Here is a 17,247-nt window from a genome sequence, read left to right on the forward strand (position 1 = left end):
GTTGGCCGGCTGAGACATCGGCAAAATTTCTGATCCACCTCCGATCTTAGCCGCAAGATGGTCGACAAGAACCTTAAGCGTGAGCCCGTGAGGATGGAGTGCGCAATATTCACTGGGTGTCGGGGTCGCTGTATTAGCCCGGTATGGCGCTTCGGACTTCATCTCTATCAACATGCGCCAGCGCGACTTCGATTAGGACGCTACCCACGCTAGTTCAGGATGGTGTTAGCCATGGAGCGGATGCCGTGACTGACCAAGAGGGGGCATATTTTTAAATAGGGAACATCGTCCTTATCATCAGAATAGGGTAGGTGATTTTCTAAGGGTAGTTATTCACCACAGGTTGATCGATATTTTCACCAGAAAGATTGAGCTTGCAGCGATCAATATGGCACCAAGAGTCCCATTGGCTGGGCGTAAGTGTGGGCGCAACCGGTTTTTAGCGAGCAGGAAAACTCCAGAGGCAACCGCTAAAACCAGTCCTTTGAGCAGGCTATAGCTTAGTGAATATAGTAATGCGATCGTCAAATGGGACCTGTTTTCCACGAGTAGCAAGGGAAACAGAAGGGAGAAAAATACCAAGGTCTTGGGATTGAGCAATCCCGCAAAAAAAGCCTCTAGCCAAGAACCGTGGAAACGGTGTGCCGTGTCAAGGCTATAGGGGCTTGGCCAATATGCATGCCTCAAAATCCTTATGCCGAGGATGAGAACGTAGCAGGCACCTGCTAACTGGATGCCTACGACGAGCAGGTTTGAAGCCGCAATCACTGCGCCCAGGCCATAAAGCAGAAGAGTGGCGGTGATCAATGTACCGCCGAGGTCGGCAAGCAGGCGTCGTACGGCAAACATCCAGCGGTAACGCAGACTGTTACGTACCACGAGGATCGTCGAGGGGCCGGGCGATAAAATTGGCAGCAGTGAAAGTCCGAGAAAATTGACCATGTCCATGGTGATTGCCTCTTTGGATATTCAACTTGCTGGCGTACTGTCGAAGATCATGTCGCGCATGAGTTCACTCGCACCGGCGGCTATAGTGCCGGCCATGGCATCTCGATACACGCGTGCCACCTCGGAGTTAAGTTGATAGCCCTGCGCACCATGCAGTTGCGCGCAAGCCTGCGCGGCGCTGAGAGCGAGTTCGGTGGCGCGCAGTTTGAGGATGCAGGCGGAGCGCGTGTCGAGTTGGCCTTTGCTGTGCTGCCATGCCACCTGATAGGCGTAGTGCCGTAGGATTTGTTGTTCGCCGACGAGGTCTGCCAGACGGTGCCGGACACTTTGTTTGTCGCTGAGTGGCCTGCCCTGGAGTTGATGTCGACGCACGCACCCGTCGAGTATACGGATGCTGTGGTGGGCCCCACCGAGGGCTAGAATACCTGCGACCACGCGTTCGAAATCCAGGCCCTGCATCAGGTAGAGCAGGCCCTTGCCGGATTTGCCGAGCACATTGCAGGCCGGCACCACCAGATGGGTGAAGTCGAGATCGCAGACGTCGGCGCTGCACCAGCCAAGCATGGGGTGCGGCGTGCGCGCCAGCCCCGGGCTGTCGCCATCGATCAGCAACAGACTGCTGCTGCCCAGTGCGTGCTGGCCTTCGCCGCTGCGCACCAGGGTCACGATCAAGGAGGCGCGGGAACCATTAGCGATATAGCGTTTGCTGCCCTCAACGATAAAACCGTTAGCCGAGGGTAGCGCTCTGCATTGCATCTGGCTGAGATCGCTTCCGGCGTGTTCTTCGCTGATAGCCAAGGCGGTAATGATCCGTCCTTGGCGAATGCCAGGAAGGTAGCGCTTGATTTGTTCTTCGCTACCGAACAACTCCAGGTAGGCGCTGGCCATGTAGGCATGCACCCCAACCGACGCACGGATACCGGCGTACCCCAGCGCGCCCAGCTCTTCAAGGAACACAGCGCTTTCCAGAAAGCCTTCGCCACGCTGTGGCAAACCTAGCAGGCCGTGCTCGGCCAGGGTCTGCCAGGCGTTTTCGCACAGATGTCCACGTTCTTCGGCAGCGTCTGCTATTGGCAGAAGCTGGCTCTGCAGGATCTGGCGCACCTGTAGGGCGAAGTTGCGATGGCTGTCGCTCAGATAGGGGCTGGGCATAGTCGGTTCGCTTTTATTTCACCGAGATCACTTGGTGTGCCGAGATGATGTCTGTCAGACAGCCAGGAATTCTGAATACGGCGTTAGGGGTACCGGCTGCGGCCCAAATCTCGTCGAACGTCAGCAGGTCTTCATCGACGAACAGCTTCAGCTCTTGCTTATGTCCGAGAGGCGGAACGCCACCGATGGTGAAGCCGGTCACCTCTTTGACGAAGTCAGCATCTGCCTTGAAAATCTTGTCGCCGACCAGCTGCGAAATGGTCTTTTCGTTCACTCGGTTCGGCCCGCTTGCCAGTACCAGCACCGGGATATTGTCGCGTGTGCGAAAAATCAGCGACTTGACGATTTGGGCCTTTTCGCATCCCAGCGCTTGGGCGGCATCGTCGGCAGTGCGGGTCGAGTCCGGCAACTCCTGAACGGTCAGGTCGAGGCCGCGCTCGTGAAGGGTGTCCTGGAATTGCTGAGCGCGTTTACTGATTGTCATAAGCGGGTTCTCCCGATGGATGAAGCGTAGATAGCAGTCGCCGATGATCGATCTTGCCGGTGGCGGACAGCGGCAGGATTTCGCAGAGTTGGATGTGGCGTGGCACCATGTAGGCCGGCAGCTGCGTGGCCAGGCTAAGACGCAGTTGCTCCGGGCAACACGAGGGGTCGACGGCGATCACGAAAGCGACCAGCGCCTTCTCGCCCTGCGGTGATTCAGTAAGGGTAATGACGCTTTGCCGCACCTGCGGATGGCGGTTGAGATGGTAGGCAATTTCCCCCAGTTCGATTCGAAAGCCGTTGATCTTCACCTGGTCATCAGTACGTCCTTGAAACACTATGGCACCGTCTTCGCGGAAGTAGCCTCGGTCCCCGGTGCGATAGAGCCGTTCCTGGCGTTCGCCGATCAGGCATTCAAAGAAGCGCTCGCGGTTGACGTCTGGCAGTCCGAGGTAGCCTGGCGAAAGGCCGGGTCCGGCGAGACAAACCTCGCCGCTTTGACCCTGTTCGCAGAGGCGATCCTGGTCAATCAGGTAGACGCGGGTGTTCTGGATCGGGAAGCCGATGGGGAGGGCGGTATCCTCGTCGCGCAGCTCGCAGAGCGGATAGTACGTCGCGAATGTTGTGCTCTCTGTCGGGCCATAGACGCTGACGATCCGTCCCGGCCCGTATCGCTCCAGGGCTTTGGCCATATGCCGCAGAGAGTGTGCTTCTCCGCCGGTGAGGACGGTACCGACACTGTCCAACGCCTGTGGCATTTCGTCGATCAGGGTATTGAATAGGGCTGTGGTCAGAAACAACACGCTGATCTTTTGTGTCTGCAGGATGTGCTGTAGCCGCGAAGCGCGAATGTACACGTCCGGGTAAAGCACACAGGTGCCGCCGAGCAGCAGGACACCCCAGATTTCGAAGGTGGCCGCGTCGAAGGTCGCAGGCGCCATTTGCAGCAACCTGCTGTTCTCGTCCAGGCAGGCGTAGCGGGCGTTGTATACCAGGCGGGTAATGCCCCGGTGTGGGACAGGCACGCCTTTGGGCTTGCCTGTGGAGCCGGAGGCAAAGTTGATGTAGGCGATGGCGTCGGCTTCGATTATGAGCGGCGGGTCGCCTCGATTCTCAGTCGCTTCTGCAACAGCACTGGGTGCCAACACGTGGTAGCGGGAAAATCGGGTGTCGTGCCTGGTGTTTTCGCTTCCTATCAGGTAGTCGCAGCATGCTTGGCCTAGCACTTCATGAATACGTTGCTCCGGCCAACCCGCATCGATGGGCAGGTAGCTCGCTCCAGCCTTCAGGATCGCCAAGAGCGCCACGATCAGTTCGGTGCTGCGCGGTAGGCTGACGGCTATTACATCGCCAGGTTGCACGCCCTTGGCGAGCAGGTACCACGCCAAGTGGTTGGCGTGGGTGTTCAACTGTTGATAGCTACACTCATGATCCTGATGCCATATGGCAATGGCGTTCGGGTGGCGCGCTGCGGTGCGGGAGAACAACTCGCCGACCGATAGGTGGTCCGGATAAGGTACGTGGGTTTGGTTGACTTGTATGTGCAGCGCCAAGGCTGAAGGGGTTAGCTCAAGCGTTTGCATGCTGATTCCTCATTCGAGTGGTCAAGCTGTGCAGCAGTTGATGGCGATGGCTGTCGAGGAAAAAGTGATCGCCATCGATCTCGATCAGCTCAAATTCTTTCGAGGTATGCATGGACCAACCTGCCATGCTGGCTTGTCGGTCGATCGGGTCGTGGCGGCCGAAATAGGCGTGTATGGGAATCTCCAACGGCTGCTCGTGCCAGTCTTTCCAAACTTCCGAGAGCCGCATGTCGCTGCGCAGCGCTGGGAGCATAAGGCGCATCAGAATCTCGCTCTGTAGTACCGCCAGCGGCGTCCCGCCCATGGTGTGTAGGGCTTGATGGAAATCCTCGGCGCAGAGTTGATGCAGATAAGGCCGCGCTTGTCGGCTGGCCGGGCTGCGGCAGCCGCTGACGAACAAACGGTGGGTCTGGCCGGGATGGCGATAGCGGATTTTCTGAGCCAGTTCGTAGGCCAGGCGTCCGCCGAAGCTGTGCCCATAGAGCGCATGGGGGCATTAAGGTAGGGCGCCAGCACCTCGAGGCAGTCCTCGATCAGTGGCGACCATTCCTCATACGGCGTTTCCTTGATTCTGGAACCTCGGCCGGGCAGGCGTACGGCGAGCAGTTCCACGTCTGCGTCCAAACCATTTACCCAACTGCGAAATAGATCGGGGTTACCTCCCGCATAAGGGAAGCAGATCAGACGCAAGCGCGGACGAATCCGGGGGCGGGGCACCAGAAGCCAGCGCTCATCGTATGCTTGCCCGGACATATCCTCAGATCTCCGTCAGGGCGTTAAAGTGTTTTGCGTTACGTTGAATGCAGGTAGCAATGTCACTTACAAGGCTCTGTGCGAAGAGATCCTCGGGGGGCAAACTGTCCTCGCCAAAATGCTCCTCAGCCTTCGCAATCAGGCGGATGGCGCTGAGTGACGTGCCTCCTGCGGCGAAGAAGTCGCTGCTGGCATTTTCCACACGTAGCCCCAATTCGCGGCAGGTATTAATCAGCCAGAACTCGATTTTGCCGATTTCTCCTACGTTGCTCATGCTCTGTTCTCCTTCTTTATCTGGCTCAGCGCCGAGGGAATGGGAAGCCGTTGCAGGTGCGATCGACAAAACGGTTGTGAGGGAAACGATTATCCCCGGACACCAATACGCAACCGAACTTGTCCAGGCTGGCCTGGCCGCCGAATTCCTCGAGAGTGTTCGAGTACGGATAGACTTGCACTGAGGTCGGCAGATAACGGGCGGCGAAGCCCAGGCGCATCTGGTCGGTCAGGCCGTTGTGCGGGTGCGAGGCATGCATAAGGGTCGACCAGAAAATGATGAACTGGCCTTGGCGCATGACCATGGATTTGGCCTGGGACTCGTCGGGCTTCCAGTTCGGGTCTTTCTGCAGTTGTCGATAGTCATAACCGAAGAAGCCCCGACGGACGCCGTCCTTTTCCATCTTATTGATGGCGTCGGATTGGTAATCCATGGTCTTCGATTCGTCGTAGTTCATGGTCCGGTGAGTACCGGGAATGAACTGCAGACAACCATTTTCAATGGTGGCATCGGTGAATGCGGCCCAGACGGTGATGGTGCCGCCGAACTGGGCGTCTTCCGGCCAGACTATTTGAGGATGCTTGGAGCCGGCAACGTTAGAAAAATTGTCGGCTTGGTGCCAGTCGGTGCCTTCGTCGCCGGGGTACTTGGGAAAGAACTCGGTGCGCCAGCAAAGTGTGTCACGCCCAAGGATGCTCGACACCCGATCAACGATTTCTGGACGGGTAATGTGCTCTGCGAGGAAGTCGACGTCCAGGTGACGGTCATAGTTGGACAGGTTCGTTATCCCTGACACCGCCTTGTCCTGGCTCTAGATCGCTTTCTTGGTGTTGAGCAGTTTGGGCCGTAGAGCTTGTAAGCTGCGCTCCATTTCGTCCTTGTGATAAAGGTCGAAAGGCCCTATGTAACCGTCACGGTGGCACTTCTCCAATTCATTCTGGCTGAGACTAAAATCTAGGTCAGGGGAACGTACCTGTTCTTCCATTTGACACCTCACGGGTTTGTGGGTCGTGCTTTAACTGGTCATCTGTTTTTCCAGATAGTTTTTGAATGTGTCGCAAGCCCGCTGTAGGTGCTGGCGCAACACAGAGGCCGCCTCTTCGGGGGCTCTGGCTTCAGCAAGCGACACTAATGCCTTGTGGTCGTCCTGTGCCATTTCTCCCAGCCCCATAGCCGAGAGGTGAAGTCGCAAGAAGCGCTCCTCTTCCTGCAATTCAATGTCGATCAGACGCAGCAGCTTCTTGTTGGGCGTGCGTCGATATAGAGACATGTGGAATAGCCTGTTGAGGCGTCCAAGGCTCTCCAAATCTGTTTCACTTTCCATAGCAACAATGTGTTCCCTAGCTTGTTTGAAATCCTCCTTGCACAGATTGGGAATTGATTGGCGTAACGCCTCCGGCTCAAGCAACAGGCGTATGGCATATGTTTCGACGGCATCGTCAACATTCATCTGAAGTACGATGGCGCCTTTGTTGGGTACATTTCGTACCAGTCCTTGAGCCTCAAGTTTCAACAGCGCCTCGCGGACAGGCATACGGCTAACGCCGAACATGCGGGCTAGCTCCTCCTGCCGTAAGGCTGTACCGCCCGCCAGGCGACCGTTCAAAATCCCATCCCTTAACGTTTCCTCCACAAGATTTCTTGATAGCGGGACCTGAGCATTTATTTCAGGGAAAGCATTTTTAAGGTCTGCTGTTGATTTCAATGTGTTCTCATTTTTCTCATTGGATCCTGGAACCAATTTATAATGCAGCTTTCCAATTGCGTCAATATCTCAGGACGTTCGTGCGTACGAGGGATCACGGAGGTCCTAACAGCATAATTTCTTGCTATCCAAGCGTGTCTCATGCTGTGGCCCACGTAAACAGAGGATTAGCAGGTCTGAGGCGATGGCTAGTCGCCTTTCGGGTGAAGCGTGTTCATTGGGTAGTGGGATGATGTGGCTCGTGGAGCCAGGTAATTTCCAGCAGCCAATGAGTAGTAATTATTTATAAGAACAGATCGGATTTTCAGTGCTGTTCAGTGGGTAAAGGCAAGCAGTGAGTCAATTACTACTAGACCGATCCGCGTCCTTCACCAATGAGCCCCTAAACATGGGAATGCGGAGCCTTCCCATGTTTAGGGGCTTAGCATGAGCAGCACAGGCAAGGAAAGGATTCGGCGCCAGCCGCGAGCTCCATGATCATCACGTGAGTCTTCAGCGTATCGGGAGAACATTGCGGTCCCGGGTTTGGTTAATGGCAGATACCGATAGGCTGCCCATTGCCGCCTTCTGGATATGTCCACTCCACCAGACCATCATCGGACGCCGGCGTTCTATGTAATCCGCCCGGTTGTAGGCGCTCCGTACTTCGTCTTTATCGACATGCGCAAGTGCGACTTCGATTAGCTCCGGATCCCATTCATGCTCGTTCAGGATGGTGCTGGCCATGGAGCGCATGCCGTGGCTGACCAAACGGTCCTGAAAGCCCATTCGTTTCAACGCCATGTTGGCTGTTTGGCTATTCGCGTGGGTGCGCGGGTTCCTATCTGACGGGAACACATATTCCCTGTGGCCGCTATGGGACTTAAGCGTCTCCAATAACGAGAGTGCATGTTCGTTCAGCGGGATCGTGTGGGGGCGACGCTTTTTCATTTGCTCCGCAGGGATTGTCTAGATGCGTTTGTGGAAGTCGATATCTGCCCATCGGGTGGTCGCCGCTTCGGAGGGGCGGGTCATGGTATGAAGCTGCCATTCGATCAGGCAGCGGGTGGTCCGCTTGACGCTGGCGTTCGCGATTTCCATCATGAGCTCCGCAAGCTCGTCAGGTGCTAGCGCGGCCATATTCTCTTTCTTGGGTTTCTTGAAAACCGCCCGAATGCCGCTGAGGGGGTTGGCAAAGATCATCCCAGAATTGACCCCATAGGTCATGATCTCGTTAAGGCGTTGGCTCACTCGCTTAACCGTCTCGAGGCTGCCTTTGGCCTCAATTGGGCGAAGGAGCTTAATGACCATCGGAGCATTCACTTCCGATAACGGGATCTGAATCCGATACGAGACCGATTCAGCATTTTATACGCGGGAGACGTGCCTCTGGGGTTCAACCCTTTGAGGCACCTTTACTCAACGCCCTCAAGCGTCCCTGCTCACCCTCTGTGACGCTGATCAACATTACCTAATGCTGGGACGTCGCCATTTTATGATATCCACGGCGAAGCGTTGTTCCATTAGTCACAAGACTTTTTGCATTATTTCGTAGACATTTGATAAAAGCAGGACTGACTTATGTAATGGATGACGTTCCGGCTCTAGGCTAAGAAGTATCGCGCGGTTTCGAGGCCGTAGCCGGGGAAACAACCAGTAATTATTCCCGTTTTCATGGATTGTCCAAAAGATAACGTAGTGAAAACGATAATCCAAATGGATTTACTATAATCTGGAGTCCCTATTCTATTAGCGAAACTTCTTATATGGACAAGCTATTAGCGAAGTAATCTCATTGCTCAGCCACATGCGGTGTTTCAAAAGGCATCATCGGCATGGGAACCTTGGGCGTTCGTTAACCAGCTCATTGCTCCGTGGAAACTCCCGTCCCTTGCCGCCTACCTGTTTGTCTTGACGGGGGCTCACGTACCCGGCGATTCAGTTCTTTAGCGCTATTGCCAACGTGGCGGCTTGCACAATTTGCCCAACGGGGCGAGCCAGCTGCTCTTGTCGTCATTCAGAGCCTTTCGGGACAAACGCGATTGATTGTCCATGAGCCCGACGATGTGCTGTCGTATGCCTTCATCTGAGCCTGCCAGTAGTCCAAGTCCATAGCGTTCTGCGCGACGAAGCGTTGAACTTCTTTGTCGTTGGCCGCCGGCGCGCCCTGGCTGGTACCGCCGCTGTCGCGCTGCGCTAACTGGTCGTTGCGTTGGATCAAGCCCTTGAGAATGCGCACCGAATCGTTGTACTGCGTGTTCTGGGCTAGCACCACGCATGCGCAAACCTTCAGCTGTTCCTGGACCACGTCGTCCTGCATATTGGGGGACAAGCGACTTGAACTGCTGCAGCAGGCCCGTGAGACCACTGCCGCTGGCCCTGGGCAGCTCCTCCAGACCGAAGTCGTGCGGGCGCTCTGCAAAGTTGTAGGCCATGGTCGATTCGCCGAGATTCAACCGCTGCAACTGGATGAGCTGCTGCTTATAGTGGTCCAGCTGTTGCTGGTATTGCTTCAGCGTATCGGTCCAGCGCTTGGCCTGCTCGGCGTATTCCTGCAGCGCCTTTCCCATCGACATGGGGTCATTGACGATCACCTGTGCGTTGGCCTGGCCGGCGCAGAGCCCGCCGGCAAGCAACACACCGACAACGAGACGCGGAAACAGAAGGCGCGGGCGGCGGGAATGTTCAGTCATGGCGGGTCTCGTCGGTCTTGTTCGGTGCAGATGGATGGCGGAACAACGATGCGGAAATAGGCGGCGCTAGCTGGCTAGCGAGGAGCCGGCCAGATGGAGAAGGCATGTGCGGGGGAATACGAGAAGGGGGTGAATCGGGACAGCGCTCGGCCGTCTCGTTCAGACATGGCTGCCCGAGCGGGCGATTGAACCGCAAGGCATCAATCAGATTGGAGCCTGCTGCGGCCATCGTCCTTATGTGCAGTTGAGGCGGGTTGGGCAAACTCTGGCATAGACGAGATCAAATTTCCACTGCCGGCCACCATCGGCCAGTACGGTCATCGCCCGCCGCTTGCCGGTTCAAGGGTATGGCAGGGCGTGTAGGAAAAATCTGACACCCCACCACGGCAATTCCCGGCCCGCTGCAAGGGGTTCGTTGCGCAGGCCCGCGCACTCGACGATCCGGCTGACCGGCTCCCCGGCGGATCGGGCAAAGCGAAGCAGGTAGGCCCGGATCCAGAAGCCGGGCCAATGGCATTAGTAAACGCGCAGATATGGGTTGTTCGGCGGGACCTCATCAAACAGGTGCCTGGGATCCTGCAACAAATAGCCGTGCAACTGCCGTGATTTGCGTGGACCGGTCACCTGGCAGGTCCAGATGTTCAATCCATTGTCTTGTTTGCGGTGTAGCAGCAGCTTCTCGAAGTGCTTTTGTACCCATTGCCATTCCTGCACTTTCTCCTGCTTGGCCAGAGCCGTGATCTGCGGGTGTTCTTGGGCGTAGCGCTGGAAGATGCCGGGACTGACCAGGTAAACGGTGTCGGCGACCGTATGCACCAGCGCCTTGGCGTCGTTGATGATCAGCTTGCGTGATTCGATGCCCTGCTTCAGCCAGGCGATGAAGTGTTTGGCGCAGGGCAGTGTCTGCGACGGCTGGCCTTCAGTTGGGTCGGGCGTTTGCTTCAGCGTGGCGGTGGATTCCTCCTCGCCTGGCGGCAGGCTGGCAGTTGTATCTTCGACAGGAGGTGTTACCGGAGCAGACGGATCGCTGATCAACGACAGCAAGTCTTCCATCGCATCGACTTGAGCCGACGCGATGTCGGCGACTGTCGCTGAAACCGCGTCCACAAACGAGGGCGGGGCAACGGGACCGGGCGAAGGGGGAGGGGTGGGGAGGTTGTCCTCGACTGGCTCGCTGCCGGATGCTTCTTCGACCACGGTGCCGCTGAAGGGCTGTGGGCGTTCTGCGGCTTCCCAGATCAGGGCTGGGGCTAAGCGCAGCAGCGTGAAGCTATGCGACCAGCCGGTCTCGCTGGTGACCGTGGCTTTCCAGATGGCTTTGCCTTCGGGCGTTGCCTGGAGGATGCCGTGATCTTGCAGCACATTGAATACGGCGGTGTTGTTTGAAGGAATGCCATCAATGCCCTGCGCCAGCAAGTGCGCGCGCAGCTTGTCGGAGACGGTCTTGCTGACGAGCCACAGCGCATCCTGCGTCAGCCAGCCATCTGACGCCTGGGGCTGATTGAGCGCCAGCTCTTCCCTGAGCAGATAGCGCAGGCCGTCCAGCAACTTGCGCTGCAAAGCGTGTTTCGGTGCGGCCATCGCCTTGGCCGGATCACCGCCCAGCTCCTGGGCGACGGAGGCACGGTCGGCTTTGATTACCAGTTCCCCGAGCACCCCGGCATGCTCGTACTGTCCTGCCATGATGTACAATAGCGCCGCCCATAGCGATGGGAAACCGCTGAGCCAGTCAAGGATGAAGCGATCGATCACCTGGTGGTACAGCAGGCCGGTAGCTGCACTGTGCAGGCGGTAATCGCGATCCTCGCGGTAGCGGAATCGGTAGGCTTGCTCTAGCGGACCATGCCAGGGGTTCCAGACACTGCCGTCGGCATGTTCGACATGCAGATCAACCGCGATCTTGCCGATGTCGTGAAGCAGCGCGGCGTAGGCGGTGGCGGCTGTCCAGGCTTCGGCTTGAGCGGCCTGGTCTTCGGGTGTTGTGCCAGCTGGCAGCAGATAGGACTGCCGCAGCTTGAGCGCGTAGGCAACGATCTCAAGCCCATGGTCGAGCATGCCGCCGTGGTAGGCATGGTGGTGGCTCTCGGAGGCGGGGAATTGCTGCACAAGTGCGGCGTAGCGCTCCAAAGGCGTGCGGTACAGCGTGTCGAATTGCTGGCGAGACAGCGACGTGCGCTGCCAGATGTGTTCCAACAACTTCTGTCGGCGCGGGGTGGCGAGCAAAGACGCGGCCGTCTCCGGTCGCGTCAGCCCTTTCGGGAGGTCGGTGGCGGGGGCTGGCGACGGGGCGGCAGCGACCGAGGCCTGTTTTCGCTGGAACAGGGAGAGCATGCGGGTGTCCTGGTGGCGGGCCGGCCGGGAGGCCTTTTGGCCTTTTCGAGGTAGGGCCTTTCCCCTTACACCCCCATTCCCTTGCCATTTCTGCCCTTTGGCCTTTAACCGTTTCGGTATAGCGGGGCGTAGGTTGCGGTTCCAGCGTCAATGTGGAACCCGCTTATGTGGATTGGGCGGGGATCCTCTGTGCCCGCTCGGCCTATGCTGCGCGGACGCCGTTTAAGGCAGGCGCGCTCTCACTAAGGCGACAAAGTTGACAAAGGAGACAAACGAGACTAGGGTTGATTCTGTCTCAAACCTGCCTGGGAAAAGATCATGTCCAATTCCGTTGAATTCATTGCAGACCGTCTGCCGCGCGTCACGGTGGAGGATGTGCGCCGCTTCTCCGCCACTGTCGATATTCGAGATGCCTGGGCTTTCGCGGCAGAGTTGCAGGCATTCGTCCACGAGCGTGTAGAGGCGGTGGAACTTCCCGTCCGCCAGGAAATGGAGACGATGGAGCGGACCTTGGAGCGCAAGGCGTCCGCCCTGCACGCCGACACACACTGGGCACCGAAGGAAACCGAAGTCCAGCGGGGCCGCACCCTGTTGCTGGAGAACTTTAACCAGCCGCATAACCTGCCGATCCCCGAATTCGCCAAGTTGGCAGATAAGTCGCGTCAGCAGATCTACAAGGACATCCTCGCCCGTCGATTGCTGGCACTGAACGTAGGGCCGCGCGGCCAGAAGCTGCCCGACTGGCAACTCGACCCGGTCAAGCAGCAGTTGACCCAAGCCGTGCTTCAGGAGGTCGAGGGCATCGACAACTGGACGATCTACGGTGCGCTATCCGAACCGCTCGAAGGTTTGGGCGGGCGCTCGCCGGTGGATGCGGTGACGCCAGACTCGATCGACAAGGTGAGCGAGGCCGTGTTCAACGTGCTGGGCGTTCAGGTGCATTGAAGTGAGACTGCAATGAGTTACGAGCTGCCGTCGTTCCTGATCGATGCGGGTGAACTGCTCCAGCATGTGAGTCGCGTTGTCTACCGGGGCAGCCCGTTGTACTACGGCCGCAGCAGCACCAACCGCTACGATGACCCAACGCGGGCCTACGGCGTGCTCTACCTGGGCCGCGACCTACCCACGGTGCTGATGGAATCGGTGTTTCATAAGCATCAGTGGCTTGCGGACACGTCGCGCTCGATCGCGCTGAAAGAAGTCCAGGGTCGGATGGTGCGCGCCGTGGGCGTTCTATACGGTGTGCGCCTGGCCGATCTCACTGCACCGGGCGTCATGGCAGGCTACTTCGGCTTGAACCTGGAGCAATTGGCCAGCCGCGACTACACGCACACGCAGCAGGTGTCCGCCCAGGTGCATGCGATGCTCGGCGACGACGGCCAGCCACTGTTCGACGGGGTGCTCTATCCGTCGCGCAACAACTATCCCGCCAAGAGCATCGCCCTATTTGAGCGTGCGAAAGCGAAGGTCAGGGTTATCAAAGACCTCGACTTGGTTGACCATGTGGACTGGCCGGGTTTCGTTGCCACGTATCGCATTGGAGTGGAGCCCGACCCTGGCCCGGTGGAAGCGGATGACGAAGCGTCCTGAAGCAGCAAGAGAGCATATTGAAGCCCAAGCAGAATCAATTGGACCAAACTGGAATAGGCATCCTCGTGTAGCAGGAGACGACCATGAACACGACAACCCGCATCAGCACCGCAGAACGCCTCGGCCGCAGCGTTGGCCGTGGATGGCGCGCCTATGCGCGCAGCGAGCGAAGGTTGTCGAACTGGCTCGTCTCCAAGGGGGTGCCGGTCGTTGGAGCCGCCTTGGCGTTGTGGGTGGTCAAGCTGGCTGTGCTGGGACTGCTGCTCTACTTTGCCTTCTGGCTGGTAGTGTTGCTCCTGTTGGGAGTTGCGGCGGCGTGGATGGTTGGCAATTCGGCTACAAAAGACCACCGCTGGGCGCAACAGGATGAACTGCGCAATGGCGAGGCGGGCTTTGGCTTGTATTCGTCCACCGGTCAGAGGATCGACCCTCACAATCCGAACGATCCTTTCGATGACTGAGGTTTGGCCGGTCTGTCACAGCACTTTGCCGGCTACCTTGTTTACACCTGCCCCTGCGCTATCACGTGCTTCCTTGGAACCTACGGCAAGGTTCTGAGCGATCACCCCGGCCTTGACACCGACCCACCCCAGGGCCGCGACCCAAAATGTCGGCAAGACCAAAAACATCGTGCCCGTGACGAAGTTCAGCAGCATGTCGCCAAACGCATTGTTCAAGCCGACCAGCGGATCGAAGTTGTTGTGCGGCCGGTTCCAGCCCCAGCCCCATCCATAGAGGGCATCGAGGATGGTGCTGTCGATCCAGCGGCCCAACTGGAGCCAAAAGTCGACGAAGAACAGCGCGAACTGCACAACGCTGACGGTGATTACAGTCTTGAGGTCGTAGGTGCCCACGACCAATACCAGCGGAATGCAGATCACCAATGCCATCTTGAGCAGCGCGAGCACCATGGGCAGCGCTTGGCGCACCACGTCCATGGCGGGGAATGCTGCGATCCCCCCAACGGCCATTCCCACGTCGCCTGCCGCACGCGTCACGATGTTCGGCAAAGTCTTGTCGATTTGGCCACCGTAGTCCGTATAGACCGAGCCCTGATTGAGCTTCTGTTGCCGCGGCGAGGCGATTGCGCGGATCACCGAATCGTCCACTTGGTTGCGGCTCAGGAATCCAGCCCAGCCTGCCAGCCGGGTAAGCAGGTTGGGATCCACTTGGCCCAGCAGTCGTGCCCGTAGGCCGTTGCTGCCATCGGCCCACCATTGCCGGCAGTTCGGGTAGCCGCCGCCGCTGGACACCTGCGCAAGCCCTGCATCGCGGTTGCTGTCGTAGGGCCAGTCCTCGCGCGGGGTGCTGGAGCGATAGCTGTCGTAGTAGCCGGCCGTGTCCGTGAAGAAGCGCGAGCCGATCCAGGTGACATCGTGCATCTGCTCTTCGTCAAGTTGCGGGCGCTGCATGAACAGCTTGGCACGGGCCGGCCCGTAGCAATCGTGGCTGAAATCTGCCACTTCCTGGGCCAGCACTGGATCGTTGATGCGCGTGGCGTCGATCTCCATCCGCATCTGCCGCAGATCGGTGCCGCAGGGGATTGCTGCAACAGACGCGCCCGTGACAGCGCGCGAGAGCGCGTGCATGAAGGCCCACCACACCGGCAACTTCGCGCTTTGGTTGTTGAGGGTCGAGAAGGACTGCGACCAGCCTGTATCGGCAGGCTGCGGCACGCTGACCTGGCACTGCGCGGAGCGTGAGCTGTCGTACTGGATGGTGTTGAGGTCGATGTCGATGAAAGGGATGCCGGCAAACATCACCACCACGATGGCGACGAACACCCGGTTCTCGATGCGCGCAGCCGAGAGCACACCCTTGTTGCCTTCGTCGGCACCTTCCGTGCGCGCCTTGAGCCATTCCTGCACGATGATCGCCACGAAGGGGAGGGCGAACACCCCGCTGGATACCAACACGGCCCAGATGCCGTTATTGACGATCCAGGAGACAAGGGTGAGGTAGTACTCCAGGTAGTCGGTCGTGAAAAGCGTCATTGCCTGACTCTCCTCTTAGCCCTGCATGAGCAGGCTGGTTTCCAGCGCCACGATGGCGAGGACGCCGGCGATCTCGCTGCGCACCAGGCGTCGCCTCGCCTGCGCGTCGGCCTCGCGCACCAGCAGCCGGCGGCGCATCCAGACCCATCCGAAGGTCGTCGCCCCGTACAGGCACAGCCGCCATATCAGGAAATAGCCTGCGGAGGCGGTCAGCCACTGCTCCCAGCCGGCAACACTGCCGACCAGGTAGATGCCGGCAACGTTGGCCCCAACGGCAACCGCGATGCTCACCACTGTCCACAGCAGCACCTTCGCCGCGCGCCGGCTGAACAGCCAGCGCGGCCGCAGCCAAGTCATGCTCATGGCCCGCCTCCCGAATTACCCTTCTGCAATTGATCGAGGCGGTCTGGCACTGGGTCGCCTTCGTAGATGCCGCGCGAACCCGCCGCCCGCGTGCCGTGGCGCTGGATGATGGCCATCGGCGAGTTGTTGGCCAACTCGCGGCGCAGTTCCAGCTCGGACTTGAGGTTCTGGATCTCCCCATTGAGCGCGTCGCTCTCGTGGTTCACGGCCTCGACCGCCAACTCGTTGGCCGCCACGTTGGGCTCCTTCTTGCCCGTCAGCAGGGTCCGCTGGAGCAGCAATGCCTTCTCCAGCACCGACGACAGCGCCACCTCGGACGCCAGGCGCCGCGCCAGCAGGTCTTGATCCGGCTCGTCGCGTAGCGCCTCGATGACGCCGCGGGTGATAGGCAGCGAGGTGCTGCCAGCTACGCGCAGGTTCCCGAAGGTCGTGTTGCGCGTCCCCGAGATCAGCTCCTGCAAGGCTACGAGCTTGGCTTCGTACTCCTCCTGGATCAGCGGCGTTAGCCCTACGCCGGGCACTGTCTCGGTCTTGGTGCAAGCATCGCAAGTGCGCTGCTCCTTCTCGCCCAGGACCCGCGTAGCCCATTCGATCGCCTGTTGTGGTGAGTTCCAGGTCTGGCAGGACAGAGTGGAGCAACTCGTCTGATCGATGGATGACGTGTCGGTCACGCCGCGGCCATTGACCAGGTTGTAGCCCGCCCGAGTGACATCGCCGACCACTCGGATGGCCGGCTGGCCCGCGCCGCCGGCGTTGCTGCCACCCACCCAGGGCACGCCATCGTTGCCGCGCTTGGTTTCCGCCCGCTCGATCGCCGACACGGCGTCTGTACTCGACACCGCATCGCGCAGCGCCATGCTTTCCGCCATCTGGCTCCATCCAAGCTGTCCTCCCGCCTTGTCGGCCATCTTTTCGGCCATAGCGCGACACGTCAGCTTCGAGCGATCGTAGTCCAGCCGCGCTTGCAGCACGCCATTGGTGAGCAGGTTGTACAAGCCTGGATCGGCGCGCTGGATGATCAGCGCAGGCAGGGACGCCACGGCACTCGTAGCGCTCTGGATCACGTTGCTCATGATCTGTTGGAAACCGTTCGTGACACCGTTGAGCTGATTTTTCAGCGTGGTCTGGATGCTCATGTCGCCGCAGATCAGGTTGCTATTCCAGCCCGCACCGACGCCGATCGAACGCATGCCTGCCGCGCGGCCCATGGACACCGCGCTGCCACCGCCGATCGAGTACATCACCTCATCGCCGATGACGGGCCCGCCGGTCTGGAAGCCAGTCTGCGCCCCTGCCAGGCCGGATCCCAGGGCGAGCGCGCCAACCAGCGCCGTGGGGCGCAGCAGGCGGCGTGCCTTGGTGGAGAGGTTCATCAGTTCAGGACGCTTCATCGCCGTCT

15 protein-coding genes and 3 pseudogenes are annotated in these 17,247 nt (G+C 58.9%); 3 read left to right on the forward strand and 15 right to left on the reverse strand.

Annotated features, from left to right (window positions below):
* Positions 1 to 333: 333 nt before the first annotated feature.
* The 12 genes and pseudogenes from V3W40_RS31950 to mobH all read right to left on the reverse strand — a co-directional run bounded on the left by V3W40_RS31950 (position 334) and on the right by mobH (position 11,901).
* Entirely contained in the window at positions 334 to 948 is a 615-nt protein-coding gene (locus V3W40_RS31950) for a LysE family translocator (protein WP_330208593.1), read from the reverse strand.
* Positions 949 to 969: 21 nt separating this feature from the next.
* Positions 970 to 2,100: an acyl-CoA dehydrogenase family protein gene (locus V3W40_RS31955; RefSeq protein WP_330216348.1), complete on the reverse strand. Its 1,131-nt coding sequence runs from the start codon at positions 2,098 to 2,100 to the stop codon at positions 970 to 972.
* Positions 2,101 to 2,113: 13 nt separating this feature from the next.
* Positions 2,114 to 2,584 (reverse strand): YbaK/EbsC family protein, encoded by a 471-nt coding sequence (locus V3W40_RS31960; RefSeq protein WP_330216349.1) that lies wholly within the window; start codon positions 2,582 to 2,584, stop codon positions 2,114 to 2,116.
* A complete protein-coding gene (locus V3W40_RS31965) occupies positions 2,571 to 4,166 on the reverse strand; it encodes an amino acid adenylation domain-containing protein (RefSeq protein ID WP_330208590.1) in 1,596 nt (531 codons plus the stop codon). The genes V3W40_RS31960 and V3W40_RS31965 overlap by 14 nt, the downstream gene beginning before the upstream one ends.
* The gene (locus V3W40_RS35050; protein WP_442962888.1) at positions 4,153 to 4,623 is read right to left on the reverse strand and encodes a thioesterase II family protein; all 471 of its coding nucleotides are present in this window, start codon (positions 4,621 to 4,623) and stop codon (positions 4,153 to 4,155) included. The genes V3W40_RS31965 and V3W40_RS35050 overlap by 14 nt, the downstream gene beginning before the upstream one ends.
* 104 nt (positions 4,624 to 4,727) lie before the next feature.
* A pseudogene (locus V3W40_RS35055) lies at positions 4,728 to 4,919 on the reverse strand (thioesterase domain-containing protein); the annotation flags it as partial.
* Between the two features lie 4 nt (positions 4,920 to 4,923).
* Positions 4,924 to 5,193 (reverse strand): phosphopantetheine-binding protein, encoded by a 270-nt coding sequence (locus V3W40_RS31975; protein ID WP_179029042.1) that lies wholly within the window; start codon positions 5,191 to 5,193, stop codon positions 4,924 to 4,926.
* Between the two features lie 25 nt (positions 5,194 to 5,218).
* A pseudogene (locus V3W40_RS31980) lies at positions 5,219 to 6,178 on the reverse strand (chlorinating enzyme).
* A 30-nt stretch (positions 6,179 to 6,208) separates the two neighbouring features.
* Positions 6,209 to 6,898 carry a GntR family transcriptional regulator gene (locus V3W40_RS31985; RefSeq protein WP_330208588.1) on the reverse strand — a complete coding sequence of 230 codons (690 nt, stop codon included), beginning with the start codon at positions 6,896 to 6,898 and terminating at the stop codon, positions 6,209 to 6,211.
* A 492-nt stretch (positions 6,899 to 7,390) separates the two neighbouring features.
* Positions 7,391 to 8,212 (reverse strand): annotated as a pseudogene (locus tag V3W40_RS31990) (tyrosine-type recombinase/integrase); the annotation flags it as partial.
* 617 nt (positions 8,213 to 8,829) lie between these two features.
* Positions 8,830 to 9,570 (reverse strand): hypothetical protein, encoded by a 741-nt coding sequence (locus V3W40_RS31995; protein ID WP_330208587.1) that lies wholly within the window; start codon positions 9,568 to 9,570, stop codon positions 8,830 to 8,832.
* Positions 9,571 to 10,086: 516 nt separating this feature from the next.
* Positions 10,087 to 11,901, reverse strand: coding sequence for a MobH family relaxase (mobH, locus tag V3W40_RS32000; protein ID WP_330216350.1), 1,815 nt, complete (start codon positions 11,899 to 11,901; stop codon positions 10,087 to 10,089).
* A gap of 318 nt (positions 11,902 to 12,219) precedes the next feature.
* Between mobH and V3W40_RS32005 the strand changes: the two genes are divergently transcribed.
* The 3 genes from V3W40_RS32005 to V3W40_RS32015 all read left to right on the forward strand — a co-directional run bounded on the left by V3W40_RS32005 (position 12,220) and on the right by V3W40_RS32015 (position 13,952).
* Positions 12,220 to 12,846, forward strand: coding sequence for an integrase (locus V3W40_RS32005; protein WP_330208585.1), 627 nt, complete (start codon positions 12,220 to 12,222; stop codon positions 12,844 to 12,846).
* A gap of 12 nt (positions 12,847 to 12,858) precedes the next feature.
* Positions 12,859 to 13,491, forward strand: coding sequence for an RES family NAD+ phosphorylase (locus tag V3W40_RS32010; RefSeq protein ID WP_330208584.1), 633 nt, complete (start codon positions 12,859 to 12,861; stop codon positions 13,489 to 13,491).
* Between the two features lie 83 nt (positions 13,492 to 13,574).
* Complete coding sequence (locus V3W40_RS32015) at positions 13,575 to 13,952, forward strand: DUF3742 family protein (RefSeq protein ID WP_330208583.1); 378 nt, start codon at positions 13,575 to 13,577, stop codon at positions 13,950 to 13,952.
* 15 nt (positions 13,953 to 13,967) lie between these two features.
* On the opposite strand, the gene V3W40_RS32020 is transcribed toward V3W40_RS32015, so the two are convergent.
* The 3 genes from V3W40_RS32020 to V3W40_RS32030 are packed head-to-tail and all read right to left on the reverse strand — an operon-like array spanning position 13,968 to position 17,239.
* Positions 13,968 to 15,485 (reverse strand): conjugal transfer protein TraG N-terminal domain-containing protein, encoded by a 1,518-nt coding sequence (locus V3W40_RS32020; RefSeq protein ID WP_330208582.1) that lies wholly within the window; start codon positions 15,483 to 15,485, stop codon positions 13,968 to 13,970.
* A gap of 15 nt (positions 15,486 to 15,500) precedes the next feature.
* Entirely contained in the window at positions 15,501 to 15,848 is a 348-nt protein-coding gene (locus tag V3W40_RS32025; protein WP_330208581.1) for a hypothetical protein, read from the reverse strand.
* Positions 15,845 to 17,239 carry an integrating conjugative element protein gene (locus tag V3W40_RS32030; protein ID WP_330208580.1) on the reverse strand — a complete coding sequence of 465 codons (1,395 nt, stop codon included), beginning with the start codon at positions 17,237 to 17,239 and terminating at the stop codon, positions 15,845 to 15,847. Before V3W40_RS32030 ends, V3W40_RS32025 begins: the two co-directional genes overlap by 4 nt.
* Positions 17,240 to 17,247: the final 8 nt, after the last annotated feature.

The organism is Pseudomonas sp. AM8 (genome assembly GCF_036346475.1).
GTDB classification, from domain to species: Bacteria; Pseudomonadota; Gammaproteobacteria; order Pseudomonadales; family Pseudomonadaceae; genus Aquipseudomonas; species Aquipseudomonas marginalis.

Bases quoted from the DNA above. Each gene is read 5' to 3' on its own strand.
- V3W40_RS31950 (WP_330208593.1), bottom strand. From the start codon at position 948: ATGGACATGGTCAATTTTCTCGGACTTTCACTGCTGCCAATTTTATCG.
- V3W40_RS31955 (WP_330216348.1), bottom strand. From the start codon at position 2,100: ATGCCCAGCCCCTATCTGAGCGACAGCCATCGCAACTTCGCCCTACAG.
- V3W40_RS31960 (WP_330216349.1), bottom strand. From the start codon at position 2,584: ATGACAATCAGTAAACGCGCTCAGCAATTCCAGGACACCCTTCACGAG.
- V3W40_RS31965 (WP_330208590.1), bottom strand. From the start codon at position 4,166: ATGCAAACGCTTGAGCTAACCCCTTCAGCCTTGGCGCTGCACATACAA.
- V3W40_RS31975 (WP_179029042.1), bottom strand. From the start codon at position 5,193: ATGAGCAACGTAGGAGAAATCGGCAAAATCGAGTTCTGGCTGATTAAT.
- V3W40_RS31995 (WP_330208587.1), bottom strand. From the start codon at position 9,570: ATGACTGAACATTCCCGCCGCCCGCGCCTTCTGTTTCCGCGTCTCGTT.
- mobH (WP_330216350.1), bottom strand. From the start codon at position 11,901: ATGCTCTCCCTGTTCCAGCGAAAACAGGCCTCGGTCGCTGCCGCCCCG.
- V3W40_RS32005 (WP_330208585.1), top strand. From the start codon at position 12,220: ATGTCCAATTCCGTTGAATTCATTGCAGACCGTCTGCCGCGCGTCACG.
- V3W40_RS32010 (WP_330208584.1), top strand. From the start codon at position 12,859: ATGAGTTACGAGCTGCCGTCGTTCCTGATCGATGCGGGTGAACTGCTC.
- V3W40_RS32015 (WP_330208583.1), top strand. From the start codon at position 13,575: ATGAACACGACAACCCGCATCAGCACCGCAGAACGCCTCGGCCGCAGC.
- V3W40_RS32020 (WP_330208582.1), bottom strand. From the start codon at position 15,485: ATGACGCTTTTCACGACCGACTACCTGGAGTACTACCTCACCCTTGTC.
- V3W40_RS32025 (WP_330208581.1), bottom strand. From the start codon at position 15,848: ATGAGCATGACTTGGCTGCGGCCGCGCTGGCTGTTCAGCCGGCGCGCG.
- V3W40_RS32030 (WP_330208580.1), bottom strand. From the start codon at position 17,239: ATGAAGCGTCCTGAACTGATGAACCTCTCCACCAAGGCACGCCGCCTG.